The following is a 15,594-nucleotide window of genomic DNA, read 5'->3' on the forward strand; positions in this document are numbered from 1 at the left end:
AAATAAAATGGCAAAAGTTATAAAATTTGACTCTGAAGCAAGAGCTGCAATGATTAGAGGTGTTGATATCCTTGCAAACACAGTAAAAGTTACACTTGGACCAAAAGGTAGAAATGTTGTTATTGATAAGTCTTATGGTGCACCTAGAATTACTAAAGATGGTGTTTCAGTTGCTAAAGAAATTGATCTAGAAGATAAATTTGAAAACATGGGTGCTCAAATGGTTAAGGAAGTTGCTAGCAAAACAAATGAAGAGGCTGGTGATGGAACAACTACAGCAACTATTTTAGCTCAAGCAATTGTTAAAGAAGGTGTTAAATATGTTACAGCAGGCATGAACCCTATGGACGTTAAAAGAGGAATAGAGTCAGCTGTGGAGCATGTTAAAGCAAGCTTAATTAGTTCAGCTAAAAAAGTAAAAGATAGTGATGAGATTGCTCAAATAGGAACGATTTCAGCTAATGGCGATAAAGAAATTGGTAACATGATTGCTAAAGCAATGCAAAAAGTTGGCAATGAAGGCGTTATCACTGTTGAAGAAGCAAAAGGAATAGAAACTGAATTAGATGTTGTTGAGGGTATGCAGTTCGATAGAGGATATTTATCACCATACTTTATAACTAATGCTGATAAAATGACTACTGAATTAGAAAATCCTTTTATTCTATTACATGAAAAAAAATTAACTAACTTACAGCCAATGGTTCCACTTTTAGAAGCTGTTGTTCAAGCTGGAAGACCACTAATGATTATTTCAGAAGATGTAGAGGGTGAGGCTCTTGCAACTCTTGTAGTAAATAAACTTAGAGGTGGTTTAAAAGTTGTTGCTGTGAAAGCTCCAGGTTTTGGTGATAGAAGAAAATCAATGCTTGATGATATTGCTATCTTAACTGGTGGTCAGGTTATTTCTGAAGACATCGGTGTTAAGCTTGAAAATGTTAAGCTTACTGACCTTGGTTCTTGTAAGAGAATAAAGGTTGATAAAGATAACAGTACTATCATTAGTGGTAGTGGTAAAAAATCAGAGATTGAAGCTAGATGTGCTCAAATCAAACAACAAGTTGGTGAAACAACTTCTGATTACGATAGAGAAAAGCTTCAAGAACGACTAGCGAAACTTGCTGGTGGAGTGGCTGTAATCAAAGTTGGTGGTGCAACTGAAGTAGAAGTTAAAGAAAGAAAAGATAGAGTTGAAGATGCTCTTAACGCAACTAGAGCTGCTGTTGAAGAAGGAATAGTAGTTGGTGGTGGTTGTGCTCTTTTATATGCTTCACAAAGTCTAGATTCACTTAAAGTTAAGGGAGATGACCAAAAAGCTGGTGTTGCATTAGTTGCTAAAGCTTTACAAGCTCCTATTAGACAAATAACTTTAAATGCTGGAGTTGATGGTTCAGTTGTAGTTGGAAAATTACTTGAGCAAAGCAAAAAGAACATGGGTTTTGATGCTCAAAATGAAGAGTATGTTGATATGTTTGCAAAAGGTATCATAGATCCTGTTAAAGTTGTAAGAACAGCTTTACAAGATGCAGCTTCAATTGCTGGATTGCTTGTAACTACAGAAGCTATGATTGCTGAAAAGCCAGATGACAAAGATGCTGGTGGTGCTGGTGGAATGCCTGGTGGAATGCCTGGTGGAATGGGCGGCATGGGCGGCATGGGCGGCATGGGAATGTAATTCTTACTCTTTTTAAAAAAGAATTTAAAGGCCATCTTTTTAGGTGGCCTTTTTTTTTATTAAGCTGTTATAAGGTTAAGATATGTCAAAAAGATACAGTGGAAAATCATTTAAAGACTCAAGTACCGCTAAAAAGCCTAAATTAAGCCTGAAAGAAAAAAGAAAAAATAAAAAAGAGAAATCTAAAAAATCTTAGACTTTAGCTCTTTTTTGACTGTGTTTTTTAAAGGTAAAGCTTTTAGGTCTATCACTTCTACTTTTAAACTTCTTCTTTCTATCAAAACTAGAACTTTTTTTCTCTACACTAGTAGATGAGCTTTCAGATGTCTTTTTTCCGAAGTATTTTGGATTATTTGTAAAGCCTGTTAGTTTCGAGTTATCTTTCTTGGCAAAACTAGATTTTCCTTTATAACCAAAACTTTTTTTCTCTCCATCTCTTGATGATGAGCTAGATCTTCCGTAACTAGATGGTTTTGACTTGTCTCCAAAACTAGATTTTCCTTTATAACCAAAACTTTTTTTCTCTCCATCTCTTGATGATGAGCTAGATCTTCCGTAACTAGATGGTTTTGACTTGTCTCCAAAACTAGATTTTCCTTTATAACCAAAACTTTTTTTCTCTCCATCTCTTGATGATGAGCTAGATCTTCCGTAACTAGATGGTTTTGACTTGTCTCCAAAACTAGATTTTCCTTTATAACCAAAACTTTTTTTCTCTCCATCTCTTGATGATGAGCTAGATCTTCCGTAACTAGATGGTTTTGACTTGTCTCCAAAACTAGATTTTCCTTTATAACCAAAACTTTTTTTCTCTCCATCTCTTGATGATGAGCTAGATCTTCCTTTACCAAAAGATTTTTTTTCATCTCTAAATTTTCTTTTTTTATTGTATGGTGCTTTTCCTTTTTTGCCTCCTCTTGAATCTCCTCTTGCTCCACGTGGCGCAGGTTTAAAATTTGGATCAATTAATTTACTAATTTCGTTCCACATCGACCTATCATCTGGCGTAAGAAAAGTTAAAGCAGAACCTTCTGTCCCTGCTCTAGCAGTTCTTCCAATTCTGTGAACATAATCTTCTGGCACTTGTGGAAGATCATAATTTATCACATGTTGAATTAATGGAATATCTAAACCTCTTGCAGCAACATCTGTTGCAATCAATATTCTCTTAAGGCCTTTTCTAAATGAAGTAATTACACGATCTCTTTTGCTTTGACGAAGATCTCCATGAATAGCGTCAGCTGAATGACCCTCTTCTTTAAGACGCTTAACCATTTTATCAGCACCTCTTTTAGTTTTAACAAAAACTAATATTGATCCTTTTCTTGCTATAAATTGGTCTACTAATTGATCGTATTTATTTTCTTTAAAAACTTGAAGAGTTTCCTGTTTAATTTTTGCGATTGGAACTGATGTTGACCCTGTTGAAATTCTTTGAGGTTTATTTAAATATCTTTCAGAAATTCTAACAATATTCTGAGGTAATGTTGCAGAAAATAATAAAGTTTGATGATCTTTTGGAACAAATTTTAAAATTAATTCTATTTGAGGGGTAAAACCCATATCTAACATTCTGTCAGTTTCATCTAGTACTAGATATTTAGTAGCTGATAGATTTAAACTTTTTCTTTTTAAGTGGTCATTAATTCTTCCAGGAGTTCCAACTATTATTCTTGATCTATTACCTAGTTGTCTAAGCTGTTTTTGCATTGCCTCTCCACCAATAAGCAAAGCAGTTTTAATATTAATTTTATCACTAATAATGCTTTTAATCGCAGCCATTACTTGAGTTGCAAGCTCTCTAGTTGGACACATAACTAATGCAAATGCATTTTTATCTAATATTAGTTTATTAATTAAAGGAACACTAAAAGCTAAAGTCTTTCCTGTTCCTGTTTGTGCTGTTCCTAAAATATCTTTTCCCTCTAAAGCAACAGGTATTGCCATAGCCTGAATTGGAGTTGGTTTCGTAAACTTCATTTTTTCCAATGAATTCTTTAGAGAATCTTCTATTTTTAGTAATTTAAAGTTTTCCATTTAGGTATTTATATTTTTAAAACTTAAGGAGATATGCTCTTAATCCTTTAATACGTCTAATTTATATAGGGATATCTATACGTTTTTATAACAATCACAAGAAGTGAATTTTTAGAATAATTAATTTTAGTCTGTAAATATTGACTTTTTTTAAGTTTTCAAATGACTCAATTAATGTATAAGAGCGTCAAATTATGAGTAACAATATTCGAAACATCACAATTATTGCCCATGTTGACCATGGCAAGACAACTATGATTGATAATCTAATGAAGCAAAGTGGTTCATTTAGAGAAAATGAAGTTGTTGATGAAAGGTTGATGGATTCAGGAGAATTAGAAAAAGAAAGAGGAATTACTATTTTAGCCAAACCTGCTTCAATTGATTGGCAGGGATCAAGAGTTAACATTATAGATACACCTGGACACAGAGACTTTGCAGCTGAAGTTGAGCGTGTTTTAAGTATGGCTGATGGAGCTTTATTGTTGATTGATTCTGCTGAAGGTGTAATGCCACAAACAAAATTTGTACTAGCAAAAGCTCTTAAGCAAGGGTTAAAGCCAATTGTTGTAATTAATAAATTAGATAAAGCAGATCAAAGAGCTGATGAGGTTTTAGATGAAACATTTGATTTATTTGTAAGTTTGGATGCGAATGAAGAACAATTAGATTTCCCCGTTTTATATGCAAGTGGAAGATCTGGATGGGCAAGCAAGGAAGTTGATGGCCCAAGAGAAAATCTTCATCCATTGCTTGATTTAATTATTGAGCATGTTAAGCCAGCTGAGCTTGACAAAACAAAACCTTTCGCCATGTTGTCTACTTTATTATATGCAGACAGTTTTTTAGGAAGAAGTTTAGTAGGAAAAATATCACAAGGTACAGCTAAAGCTAATCAACCAATTAAAGCAATAAATCTTAAAGGTGAAAAAGTTGATGAAGGTAGGTTAACTAAAATTTTTAGATATGAAGGAACAAAAAAAGTGCCTATCGAAGTTGGTGAGGCTGGAGATATTGTTATAATTGCTGGTCTAGAAAAAGCCAATGTGGCAGATACTATTTGTGACCCTGAAGTTATGGAACCACTTCCTGCAACACCAATAGATCCTCCAACTATGTCTATTACTATAAGCGTTAACAGTTCTCCTTTAGCTGGAACTGAAGGTAAAAAATTAACAAGTACACAAATTAAAGATAGATTGATTTCAGAATCTCAAAATAATGTTGGAATTACCTTTTCTCAAAATGCTAACGTAGATTCGTTTGTGATTAGTGGACGAGGAGAGTTAATGCTTGAAATATTACTAACACAAATGAGACGTGAGGGTTTTGAAATGACCGTAAGTCCTCCAAAAGTTTTGTATCAACAAGATGAAAGTGGAAATAAACTCGAACCTATCGAAGAAATTACAGTAGATTTAGATGAAGAGTTTTCTTCAAAAATTATTGATTCAATGAACAGAAGGAAGGGTAAATTACTTGACCTTAAAGATACTGGAAAAGATAAAAAAAGGTTAATATTTCATGCGCCAACAAGAGGTTTGATGGGTTACACAAGTAGATTTTTGACTTTAACAAAAGGCACTGGTGTAATTAATAGAATTTTTCATGGCTTTGGGAAATTCGAAGGTGAAATGGATGGTAGAAAAAATGGTGCTTTAATTTCAATGTCTAACGGTAAAGCTGTCGCATTTGCAATATTTAACTTACAGGCAAGAGGTGAAATGTTTGTAACTCATAATGATCCAGTTTATGAAGGAATGATTGTTGGATTGGCTCCAAAAGCTGGTGATATGATTATTAATGTTATGAAAGGTAAACAATTAACAAACATGAGAACTCAAGGTACTGATGAAAATGTTGTGCTTACTCCAGTCAGACAAATGTCAATTGCAGAACAACTTAGTATGTTAAACACTGATGAAGCATTAGAAATTACCCCTAAATCTCTTAGATTAAGAAAAGCAATTCTTAATCCCAATGATAGAAAAAAGAACGAAAAATCCTCAACACCTCTTTAGTCAAAAGATTTTCCAACTATAAATAATCCTAAAGCAACAGCTGGTCCAATTCCAAAAGCAAATAATAAAGTTCCAACACCAACAGTTCCTCCTAAATACCAACCAATAGACATTACTGTAATTTCAAGAGACCCTCTAACTGCCGCGATTGGCAAATTTGTTTTTTTTTGTAAGCCTACCATTAGTCCATCTCTTGGTCCTGCTCCTAAATTTGCTACTAGATAAATACCACCTCCAAGTCCTACTGTTAATACTGCTACAATAGCCAAAAGTATTTGATAAATATAATTTTCAGGTGTTGGTACATACTTAATGCAAACATCAATCATTAAACCAATAATTATTGCATTTAAAATTGTTCCAATTCCAGGTTTTTGATTTAATGGTACCCAAAAAATTAAAACAGCAATACTTACAAGGATAGTTATTATCCCAATAGAAAGATTAGCATTCAATGAAATACCTTGCGCGAGAACAGACCATGGTGAAGCTCCAGCAAAAGAGACTATTAACAAGCCTTCACCCAAACCAAACAAAGTCAATCCAAGGCACAGAAAAAAGAAAGTTGAAAATTTTGGTTTAAGATTTAATGGTTTTTCTGAACTCCAAGATACTTTAGGGATATTTTTAATTTTCAAGAACATTTTTCTAATAAAGTACTTCTTTTAAAGTTAAAGTCTATTATTGTTGATACTTTATGAAAAATTTTTTTATCTTAGTATTTTTTTTAACATATTCATTTAATTCTAATGCTCACATGGCACATTATAATAAATTTAATAAAATCGAAATGGAGATTTTAAAGGATGGTAAAGTTATTGGATATAATTACTATTTTTTTAAAAAGAATGGAGACAAAACAACAGTTACAAATCAAACTAAAATTACAGTCAAATTATTTGGAGCAACAATTTTTGAAATTGAAGGCTATGGAGAAGAAAAATATATTAAAAATAAATTGATTTCTTTTAATTCTAAAACACTTCAAAATAATAAAAAAAAATATGTAAATTTACAATTTAATGAACAAACAAATAAATTTGACATTCAAGGTTCATCTTATAATGGTGAAGCATCAATAAATAATATAATCGGAAATTGGTGGAGCCATAAAATTTTACAGACTGATAGTCAAATTAGTCCAGTATCAGGTAGCATTAAAGAGCAAGTAGTAACTTTTATAGCTAAAGAAAAAATTGAAATTTATGGTAAAACTTATGAGGTAGATCATTTTAAATTGACCTCAAAAGACATGTCTTTACCAAAAGATAAAAGGCTTAATTTTGATATATGGTTTGATAAAAAAAACTCTTTAATTTTAAAAGTTACTTATTCTAGATTGGGAAATTGGGAATATAAGGTTAAAAAATTTGAATAAATTATTTACTTATTTTTTTAAAAAGATCTTTGGCACTTATCCATCCAGACTCTAATCTAGGTCCAACAAACCAATCCGCACAAACCCCAAGATTTAAAGAAGAATTCCAATAGCTTTTAATTTTTAAAGGTTTTGAACTAGATGAATATTTCCAACCATGATTCAAGGAAAATAAAACTTTAGTTTTTTTTATATCTGTAAGTTTAAAAAACTGTTCTATCATAATCTTTGAGTTTAGCTCTTTATTTTCTTGATTTTTATTAATTTTTTCATTTGCCCATGAGTAAGTACTTTGTAAAGTCCAAAGATCATTTTTACTTTTAAAGCGCATTTTACTATTTTCATTTCCAGCCCATCCTAAAATTTTATCATTAAAAAAATAACTACTTACATTATGTTTACTTTTTTTTATGACCATCATGACCGTTATATTTGCGTCCATTTTAATTCTTTTATTAACAAATGAATGTTTTATATATTTTTTTGAAAGTTTTTTTAATTGAGGAAATGGACATGTTAATATTAAAGATTTATATAGTTTTATTGATCCATCTGAAAAATATATTTCCCAAATATTATTTTTATTAAAAATTTTAATAACTTCACTATTAAAATTACAATTAATATCTTTTAATAGATATTTGCTAATTGCATTATTCCCATTTTTACCAATTATCTTAATATGTTTTTTATCCTCTTTTTTATCTGTGTTTAAAAATACATGTTTCCCTGGCCAGCTTTTAACAATTCTTTTATCAATTAATTTTTTTATAAATCTTTTAAATTCAATACTTTTCGGTGAAATATATTGAGCACCATGATCAAAGCTCTCATTCTTATTAAACTTTTTGTTAGATGACCTCCCTCCCACGCCTCTTGCTTTGTCGTAAAGATCTAATGAGTATTTTTTACTGAGAGTATTCGCAATTGTTGCACCAGAAATACCTGAACCAATAATACAAAAGTCCTTCATTTCCCAGCAACAACCATACCTTCTATTAACATTGTTGGTGCATTTGTTGAATATTTAAACTCAAGATCATCTGCTAGTGTTATGTTCTTGAATATATCCTTGAAATTTCCAGCTATTGTAATTTCACTGACGGGATACTTAAATATTCCATCTTCAACCATAAAGCCATTGGCCCCGACTGAATAATCTCCTGTAACTAAATTGCTTCCATGTCCGATTGTTTCTGTAACATAAATAATTCTTCGGTTTAATCTTAAAAGATCTTTATAAGAGGTAGACCCTTTTTCAAAATATAAATTACTTGTTCCTCCACTTCTGCCATTTGATTTTAAATTTAATTTTCTTCCATAATAAGTATCAACAAGATAATGCTTTAAAACACCCTGATCCACTAATTTCAATTCCTTAGTTTTAACTCCCTCATTATCAAAATACCTAGAGCCTAATCCTTTAGTTATATCAGGCTTGTCATAAATATTTATTGATGTTGAAAATATTTCTTCATTTATTTTATCTTTTAAAAATGAAGTGCCTCTTGCTATAGACGATGCAGATATTGCACTTGCAAAAGAACTTAATATCCCTTTTGAAATTCTTCTATCAAAAATAATACTTATTTTTTCACTTTCTATTTTTTGAGGGTTTAATTTTTGAATTGTTTTTTTAGCTGCCAATGACCCAATTTGATTTGGTCTAAGCATATCATGTAAATGGCAAGTGCTCGTAAATTCATAATCTCTTTCCATTTTATTATTAGAGTCTTTTGCTATAGCAACACATGATGCAGAAAAAGATGAGGATTTATATCCATTTAAAAAACCATCACTGCTTGCTAATATAAAGTTAGATTTAGATTCTGTAAAACCTGTTTCTGTATTAATAATTTCTTTTTTTTCAAGTGCAGCTTCTTCTGCTTCTTTTAAATATTCAATTTTTTCATTATTCTCTATATGGTCATCATCATATAAGTTTAGATCATTAATTTTCTTTGCTAATAGATCTTGATCTGGTAGAGAATTAAATTCATCCTCTGGTGTAATTTGAGTTGTTTCAATACATCTCTCTATTAAAGTTTTAATATTATCTTCATTAAGATTTGATGAAGAAATGCTTGATTTCTTTTTACCAATATAAGTCTCTAAACTAACTCCTAAACTATCTGATCTGTCAGACTCATCTAATTTTCTATTTCTAAAATTGACTGTTTCAGAAATTGAATGCCCGACTACTGCTGTCACGTCTGTTGCACCTAATTTTTTTGCTAAATCTACACAAAAAGATGCTGTTTTTTTTAAATAATCTTGATCTTTAACCATATTATTTATAATTGAGTTCCACCAACAGTCATTTTATCGATTAAGATTGATGGCTGTGCCACACCCACTGGAACACCTTGTCCAGCCTTTCCACAAGTTCCAATACCTGGATCAAGCATCATATTATTTCCAACTAATGAAACTTCCTTTAAGATTGATGGGCCATCACCAATTAATGTTGCCCCTTTAATAGGAGCTCCTATTTTGCCATTTATGATTTCATAGGCTTCCGTACAATTAAATACAAATTTTCCTGATGTAATATCAACCTGACCACCACCAAAACTTACTGCAAATATCCCTTTATCAACTGATTTAATCATTTCTTCTTGAGAATATTTTCCATTTAACATCATTGTATTTCTCATTCTTGGAAGAACAATATGTTTGTAGCTTTCTCTTCTTCCACTTCCAGTAGATCTAGTATTCATTAATCTTGCATTCAAACGATCTTGCATAAAATTTTTTAATATACCATTTTCAATTAAGACAGTTTTTTCTGTGGGTGTTCCCTCGTCATCAATTGTTAAGCTCCCTCTTCTATTGTGCAAAGTTCCATCATCGATAATTGTAACTCCATCACTAGCAACTCTCTGACCCATTAAATTATGAAAAGCAGATGTTTTTTTTCTATTAAAATCTCCTTCTAAACCATGTCCTATAGCTTCATGAATAAGTATTGCTGGCCATCCAGGTCCTAAAACTACTTTCATTTCTCCTGCAGGAGCAGGTTTACTTTCTAAATTTACTGAAGCAATTCTAAATGCCTCATTACATACTTTTTTCCAATTATCATCTTTCAGATATTCATCATACGATTGTCTTCCACCAATACCATAAACACCAGTTTCTTTTTTGCCATTTTTTTCAAGCATCACCGAAACATTAAAGCGAATTAAAGGTCTAATATCTGTTAACACTTCACCACCTGATCTTATTATTTCTATAGACTTATGCTCCCCTGCAAAACTAGCTGTGACCTGCTGAACAATTCCTCCTTTTGCTCTAATATAATTATTAACTTCTTTTAAGAGTTCTAATTTTGATTGAAGTGATTTTTCTTCTATCGGATTAATATTTTTATAGAATTTTTCATTTGTCTTGTGTATCGCATGATTATAAATACCTTTTTTTGATTTCAAAGTTGAGCTTAAATTATCAGCTGATTGTTTTAATGAATTTTTTGAAATTTCATTTGAATGAGAGTATGCAACAACTTCGCCCGTTACGGCTCTTAAGCCATAACCTAAATCAGAGCTATAATTAGAGCTTTTAATTTTATCATCATCTAACACAATGGATTCACTCTTTGAATTTTCTAAGTAAAGCTCTCCATCATCACAGTTATTTAGTGTTTCAGAAATAATTTTTTCTGCATCATTTCTTGATAAATCTGTTTTATTAAAAAAATCTGTCATGTTAGTAAAATAGTAGTTATAATTATTTTTTCAATTGGTGTATTTCGCACATATACAAATTAATTAATTCTTGGTAATTTTACAAATTAATAAATAAAGGATAATAAAATGAAAAAATTTGATGAATTAATGAAGGTTTCTAATGAAATAACAAACATTTCTGTAGACGAAGCTAAAGCGAAATTAAATGATCCAAATGTTCAATTTATCGATGTCAGAGATAAAAGTAGTTTTTGCACTGAAACGATAGGTAATGCAATTAATTTAGAAAGAGGTTTACTGGAATTTTATTTAGCAGACGGCAGTCCTTTAGAAAAGGAAATGTTTAAAAATAATCCAGATAAAGAATATATAGTATTTTGTGGACTTGGTGGTCAAAGTACTCTCGCAACAAAAACAATGCAATATATGGGAATAAAAAACGTAAAAAATATGACTGGTGGAATGACTGCCTGGAAAGAAAAAAAATAAACTGTGAAGGTCTATTTTAATAATTCATGTAATATTTGTAGAGCAGAAATAAATTTATATAAAAAGCAAAATATAAAAGAAATTGAATGGGTTGATATCACTAATAACGTAGTTGCAGAAAAAGAGACGTCAAAAGATGATAAAACTCTTTTAAGAAGACTGCATGTTGAAGAGGGTGGAAAAATATCTGAGGGAGCAAAAGCTTTTTTGCTAGTTTGGAAAAAAATACCAAAATATAAATTCCTATATTCTTTTTTTAGCCTGCCAATTATTTTTACTTTATTTTCATTTTTTTATGAAGTTATTGCTTTCTTTCTGTATTTAAAAAATAAAAAACAGCTTTCTAAATAAATTTTTTATTTATTGAGAGTGGCTATCAATTAATTTATGTTTCTAATATGAAAACTTATAAAATTTTTATATTATTTTTTTTTATAAGCAGTTTTTTTCTTTCTGCTCAATCATCTCAAAAAATTATTCTAGATAAGCTTTTTGACCAGCTTATTGAGGTCAATGATTCAAATAATGCTGAACAATTAGAAAAAAAGATTTGGTCTGTTTGGAATGAGCATCCAAATAATGATAAATTAACTGATAAGTTAGAATTTGGAACAGAGCTTATGCAATATGGAGATTATAATTTTGCATTGAGAGTTTTTGACAACATCATAGTTACGGACCCTCAATGGCCTGAGGCTTGGAATAAAAGAGCAACTTTGTATTTTTTAATGAACGACTTTACAAATTCTCTAAATGATATTGAAAAAGTCTTAAGTATAGAGCCTAGACATTTTGGAGCACTGTCAGGACAGGCAAGAATTTTTATAAAACTTCAAAAATATGAGAAAGCGATTAAAAGTATTGAAAGAGCTCTAAAGTTCTACCCATCATTTAGAAGTCGCGAATTAATACCTGAAATTGAAAGATTGATTAAAGAAGAGAGTATTTAATCTAATCTTTTTTAGCTCTTTTTCTTGAAATTAATTGAGTTAATGAATCGACCATTAAATCAGAAGCTTTAAAAATTTCATTAGCTTTAAACTCATATGAGAAACTTTTTTCAGGATCCGATTTATCTTCAATAACTATTCCTTTATCTGGGGCATTATCTTTTATGTAGATTAACAATAACCATTCTTCATCTGGAGCCTCATCCCATTTAATAAATATCTCACCAGTTTCAAATCTTTTGTCTATACACCTAAAAATCGACATATGCCTGGTTACATGACGCTTATTAAGCTGAAAAACTAAACTACTTGAGCTTCTGTAAAAACTTTCAAGAGAAAGCTCAATTTTTTGTCTAGCTATTTTATAATCTTTTTCTTTTTGTAGTAATGTTTCTCTATCCTCATCACCTTTGATTTTTACACCTAAAGCCTCTACTCTTTCTCTAATTTTTTGATCTCTAATTATTCTATATTTATCTTTTAATTTTTCTATTCTTGCTTGAAGACCCACATAGTCATCTCTTTTTTCTTTTAAAGATACTTTTTCAATTTTTTCTAATTCTTTTATTTCTCTTATTCTAAATTTTTCAATTTGTTTTTCTAATTTTAGTTGTCTTAAAAATTGTCTTTGTCTTTCTGCTTGCTCAACTCTAAGTAATGCTTGTTCTTTGCGTAAAAATAATTTTATATCTTTTGCTCTTTCTTTTTCTAATTTAATCTCATCTTTTAAATTTTTTTCTTTAAACTTAGTTTGAAGTTCTTCTTCTTCTATTTTTTGTTTATGAATTAATATTTTTTCTTGTTCTTTTTTTTCAATTTCTTCTAATTTTCTTTTTCTTACTTCATCTTCTTTCAATATCTTATATTCAAGTATCTTATTTGCAAAAATGTCAAAAAATGCCTGGATATATTTTTCTAAATTAAAATTGATTTTAAAATTAAATTCTGATTTTAAAGAATACTGAAGTTTAATTACTCTTGATATTAATCCAACTCTTTTTTTAATAGACTTTTTTTTAGCTGGCTTTTTTTTAATAGGTGCTTTTTTAGCTAGCTCTTTTTTAATAGACTTTTTTTTAGCTGGCTTTTTTTTAATAGGTGCTTTTTTAGCTAGCTCTTTTTTAATAGACTTTTTTTTAGCTGGCTTTTTTTTAATAGGTGCTTTTTTAGCTAGCTCTTTTTTAATAGACTTTTTTTTAGCTGGCTTTTTTTTAAAAGACTTTTTTTTTATTTTTTTCATACTCTAAGGAAGTTATAATTTATCAATATATTACTGATAAATATAGTCTCTTGTGATAGGTGTAGATGTATAACTCTTTGTTAATTGGAATTGATACACAACCTGGTCGCCCCATTTGAAAGCAATTTCGCAACCAGCAAGGTAAAATTCCCACATTCTAAAAAATCTTTCATCAAACATTTTAACAATTTGCTCCTTATTATTAATACAGTTTTCCTTCCAATGTCTTAATGTATGCGAATAGTGCAATTTGAGCACCTCTATATCAGATACTACTAACCCTGCTCTTTCTATTGGTGTAGTTACCTCACTTAAGCTTGGGGTATACCCACCAGGAAAAATATACTTCGTTACCCACGGATGTGGGTCCCTAGGTGGATTAACAGAGCCTATTGTATGAATTAAAGAAACACCACCATCAGTAAGTAATTTTTCTATTTGTTTAAAGAACTTTTTATAAAATTTTCTTCCTACATGCTCAAACATTCCAACACTTACAATTCTATCAAATTTATCATCTAATTCCCGGTAATCCATAAGCTTGAATGTAACTTGATTTTCTAAACTTAGTTCTTTGGCTTTTTTTACACAATAAGCATATTGGTTTTCTGATAAAGTTATTCCTGTCACTTCACAATTCGTAGATTTGGCAATATCAATAGCTAATGATCCCCAGCCACATCCAATATCAAGAATTTTTTGGTTTTTTTTTATATTTAATTTTTTAATTATGTGTTGGATCTTATTATTTTGAGCATCTTCTAAACTATCATTTTCATTTTTAAAATATGCACATGAGTATTGCTTTTTAGGGTCTAAAAATAAATCATACAATTTATCTGAAAGATCATAATGATGTGCAACGTTCATTTTAGACTTTTTTATAAAATTAAAATTTGTTAAGTACCTATAAGATCCACTCATTTTATTTATACATTGACTAAAAAAATTTAACTCTCCTCTTCCAATATTCATAAGTGCTAAATCTAAAAAATCAGTTAGTGTTCCATTTTCAATAATTATATCTCCATCAGAATAGGCTTCCCCAAAATATAGGTCGGGACGAAATAGTAATTTATAATGAAGCTTCTTATTTAAAATTTTAAGTGTAATTGGAATTTTTTTTTGAGGAAATCCTATAATATATTTTTTTAAATTAGCATCAATCAATATAAAGCCATCATTTTTAAATAAGTTATCTAAAAACCTTGCTAGTTGCATTTATGACGCCTTTAAAGATTCCAAAGTAAAGTTAAGTTTATTGAGTTCTTCTATTAATTGAAGTTTATCTTGTTCTTTTAAAAGACTCACAGGCGGTAAAACATTTTCATAAATTCCATCATCATCAGACATAAAAGAATGTAATCCAGATATAAGATTAAATTTTTCAAAAGTATTTCTGACATCACATAGCATTTTATTTTTTGTTTGTTCCTTTTTTTCAAAAAAATCATCATAAACTTTTCTTGATAAGCCTGCTGTCACATTACAAGTTGCGGTAATAATTCCAGCACACCCTAACTCTAAACCATTTAAAAGTTTTGACTCTGATCCAGGTAAAACAGAAAAGTTATCTATATTTAAATGCTCATAAAGGTTGTAGGAGCTATCTTTAACTCCAACTATTTGATTCGGGAATTTCTTGACGAGCTCTTCAATACACTCAATACTAAATTTATAACCACATAGTTTTTCAAAATTATATAAAATAATTCTACTATCTGAAGCTGCTTCGACTACTCTTGAATAAAACTCTATCACCTCCTTATCGCCATATTTATAATAAGCAGGAGGCATAATTAAAAAATTATTAAAATCTAAAGATGAAGCTACATTCATTAAATTGATAGTTTCATTTAAAGAATTAAGTCCAGTTCCAATTAAATATTTATCTTTATATTTACTTTTTGATAATTTATTTAATAGACTAATTTTTTCACTAATAGATATAAGTTGAGCCTGCCCTGTGCTTCCAAAAATAGCAACTCCGTGGCAGCCTTGGTCAATTATTTTCTCTGCATGAGTGATCGTTTTTTCAATATTTAAGCTCAGATCACTATTAAATACAGACATTGATGCCGCATAAATGCCTTTAATATTATTCATTTTAAAAAC

Annotated in this window: 14 protein-coding genes; 6 read left to right on the top strand and 8 right to left on the bottom strand. The window is 30.1% G+C overall.

What is annotated here, in order from left to right; all coding sequences use genetic code 11:
• Window positions 1–7 precede the first annotated feature (7 nt).
• A complete protein-coding gene (gene groL, locus AC5YGA_RS05695; RefSeq protein WP_415308159.1) occupies window positions 8–1,675 on the top strand; it encodes a chaperonin GroEL in 1,668 nt (555 codons plus the stop codon).
• 192 nt (window positions 1,676–1,867) lie between these two features.
• On the opposite strand, the gene AC5YGA_RS05700 is transcribed toward groL, so the two are convergent.
• Complete coding sequence (locus AC5YGA_RS05700; protein WP_415308160.1) at window positions 1,868–3,712, bottom strand: DEAD/DEAH box helicase; 1,845 nt, start codon at window positions 3,710–3,712, stop codon at window positions 1,868–1,870.
• Window positions 3,713–3,906: 194 nt separating this feature from the next.
• Between AC5YGA_RS05700 and typA the strand changes: the two genes are divergently transcribed.
• Window positions 3,907–5,733 carry a translational GTPase TypA gene (gene typA, locus AC5YGA_RS05705; protein WP_415308161.1) on the top strand — a complete coding sequence of 609 codons (1,827 nt, stop codon included), beginning with the start codon at window positions 3,907–3,909 and terminating at the stop codon, window positions 5,731–5,733.
• On the opposite strand, the gene yczE is transcribed toward typA, so the two are convergent.
• Entirely contained in the window at window positions 5,730–6,377 is a 648-nt protein-coding gene (gene yczE, locus AC5YGA_RS05710; protein WP_415308162.1) for a membrane protein YczE, read from the bottom strand. The two genes, typA and yczE, sit on opposite strands and share 4 nt — an antisense overlap.
• A gap of 53 nt (window positions 6,378–6,430) precedes the next feature.
• Between yczE and AC5YGA_RS05715 the strand changes: the two genes are divergently transcribed.
• Window positions 6,431–7,111 carry a DUF6134 family protein gene (locus AC5YGA_RS05715; RefSeq protein ID WP_415308163.1) on the top strand — a complete coding sequence of 227 codons (681 nt, stop codon included), beginning with the start codon at window positions 6,431–6,433 and terminating at the stop codon, window positions 7,109–7,111.
• A 1-nt stretch (window position 7,112) separates the two neighbouring features.
• Here the strand turns inward: AC5YGA_RS05715 and AC5YGA_RS05720 are convergent, their stop codons facing one another.
• From AC5YGA_RS05720 to tldD, 3 genes are read right to left on the bottom strand one after another with little or no spacing between them, the layout of a single operon-like run.
• Window positions 7,113–8,084: an NAD(P)/FAD-dependent oxidoreductase gene (locus AC5YGA_RS05720; protein WP_415308164.1), complete on the bottom strand. Its 972-nt coding sequence runs from the start codon at window positions 8,082–8,084 to the stop codon at window positions 7,113–7,115.
• Window positions 8,081–9,400 (bottom strand): TldD/PmbA family protein, encoded by a 1,320-nt coding sequence (locus tag AC5YGA_RS05725; RefSeq protein ID WP_415308165.1) that lies wholly within the window; start codon window positions 9,398–9,400, stop codon window positions 8,081–8,083. Before AC5YGA_RS05725 ends, AC5YGA_RS05720 begins: the two co-directional genes overlap by 4 nt.
• 5 nt (window positions 9,401–9,405) lie before the next feature.
• Complete coding sequence (gene tldD / locus AC5YGA_RS05730; RefSeq protein WP_415308166.1) at window positions 9,406–10,818, bottom strand: metalloprotease TldD; 1,413 nt, start codon at window positions 10,816–10,818, stop codon at window positions 9,406–9,408.
• A gap of 108 nt (window positions 10,819–10,926) precedes the next feature.
• On the opposite strand from tldD, the gene AC5YGA_RS05735 reads away from it, so the two are divergent.
• From AC5YGA_RS05735 to AC5YGA_RS05745, 3 genes are read left to right on the top strand one after another with little or no spacing between them, the layout of a single operon-like run.
• Entirely contained in the window at window positions 10,927–11,289 is a 363-nt protein-coding gene (locus tag AC5YGA_RS05735; protein ID WP_415308167.1) for a rhodanese-like domain-containing protein, read from the top strand.
• A gap of 3 nt (window positions 11,290–11,292) precedes the next feature.
• A complete protein-coding gene (locus AC5YGA_RS05740) occupies window positions 11,293–11,640 on the top strand; it encodes a thiol-disulfide oxidoreductase DCC family protein (protein WP_415308168.1) in 348 nt (115 codons plus the stop codon).
• A 47-nt stretch (window positions 11,641–11,687) separates the two neighbouring features.
• Window positions 11,688–12,239 carry a tetratricopeptide repeat protein gene (locus tag AC5YGA_RS05745; RefSeq protein WP_415308169.1) on the top strand — a complete coding sequence of 184 codons (552 nt, stop codon included), beginning with the start codon at window positions 11,688–11,690 and terminating at the stop codon, window positions 12,237–12,239.
• Window position 12,240: 1 nt separating this feature from the next.
• Here the strand turns inward: AC5YGA_RS05745 and AC5YGA_RS05750 are convergent, their stop codons facing one another.
• From AC5YGA_RS05750 to AC5YGA_RS05760, 3 genes are read right to left on the bottom strand one after another with little or no spacing between them, the layout of a single operon-like run.
• Window positions 12,241–13,479: a hypothetical protein gene (locus AC5YGA_RS05750; protein WP_415308170.1), complete on the bottom strand. Its 1,239-nt coding sequence runs from the start codon at window positions 13,477–13,479 to the stop codon at window positions 12,241–12,243.
• 30 nt (window positions 13,480–13,509) lie between these two features.
• Window positions 13,510–14,700 (bottom strand): class I SAM-dependent methyltransferase, encoded by a 1,191-nt coding sequence (locus tag AC5YGA_RS05755; protein WP_415308171.1) that lies wholly within the window; start codon window positions 14,698–14,700, stop codon window positions 13,510–13,512.
• Window positions 14,701–15,585, bottom strand: a complete 885-nt coding sequence (locus tag AC5YGA_RS05760; protein WP_415308172.1) for a dihydrodipicolinate synthase family protein — start codon at window positions 15,583–15,585, stop codon at window positions 14,701–14,703.
• Between the last annotated feature and the right edge of the window lie 9 nt (window positions 15,586–15,594).

This window comes from Candidatus Pelagibacter sp. uisw_091 (assembly GCF_059512525.1).

Bases quoted from the DNA above. Each gene is read 5' to 3' on its own strand.
- groL (WP_415308159.1), top strand. From the start codon at position 8: ATGGCAAAAGTTATAAAATTTGACTCTGAAGCAAGAGCTGCAATGATT.
- AC5YGA_RS05700 (WP_415308160.1), bottom strand. From the start codon at position 3,712: ATGGAAAACTTTAAATTACTAAAAATAGAAGATTCTCTAAAGAATTCA.
- typA (WP_415308161.1), top strand. From the start codon at position 3,907: ATGAGTAACAATATTCGAAACATCACAATTATTGCCCATGTTGACCAT.
- yczE (WP_415308162.1), bottom strand. From the start codon at position 6,377: ATGTTCTTGAAAATTAAAAATATCCCTAAAGTATCTTGGAGTTCAGAA.
- AC5YGA_RS05715 (WP_415308163.1), top strand. From the start codon at position 6,431: ATGAAAAATTTTTTTATCTTAGTATTTTTTTTAACATATTCATTTAAT.
- AC5YGA_RS05720 (WP_415308164.1), bottom strand. From the start codon at position 8,084: ATGAAGGACTTTTGTATTATTGGTTCAGGTATTTCTGGTGCAACAATT.
- AC5YGA_RS05725 (WP_415308165.1), bottom strand. From the start codon at position 9,400: ATGGTTAAAGATCAAGATTATTTAAAAAAAACAGCATCTTTTTGTGTA.
- tldD (WP_415308166.1), bottom strand. From the start codon at position 10,818: ATGACAGATTTTTTTAATAAAACAGATTTATCAAGAAATGATGCAGAA.
- AC5YGA_RS05735 (WP_415308167.1), top strand. From the start codon at position 10,927: ATGAAAAAATTTGATGAATTAATGAAGGTTTCTAATGAAATAACAAAC.
- AC5YGA_RS05745 (WP_415308169.1), top strand. From the start codon at position 11,688: ATGAAAACTTATAAAATTTTTATATTATTTTTTTTTATAAGCAGTTTT.
- AC5YGA_RS05750 (WP_415308170.1), bottom strand. From the start codon at position 13,479: ATGAAAAAAATAAAAAAAAAGTCTTTTAAAAAAAAGCCAGCTAAAAAA.
- AC5YGA_RS05755 (WP_415308171.1), bottom strand. From the start codon at position 14,700: ATGCAACTAGCAAGGTTTTTAGATAACTTATTTAAAAATGATGGCTTT.
- AC5YGA_RS05760 (WP_415308172.1), bottom strand. From the start codon at position 15,585: ATGAATAATATTAAAGGCATTTATGCGGCATCAATGTCTGTATTTAAT.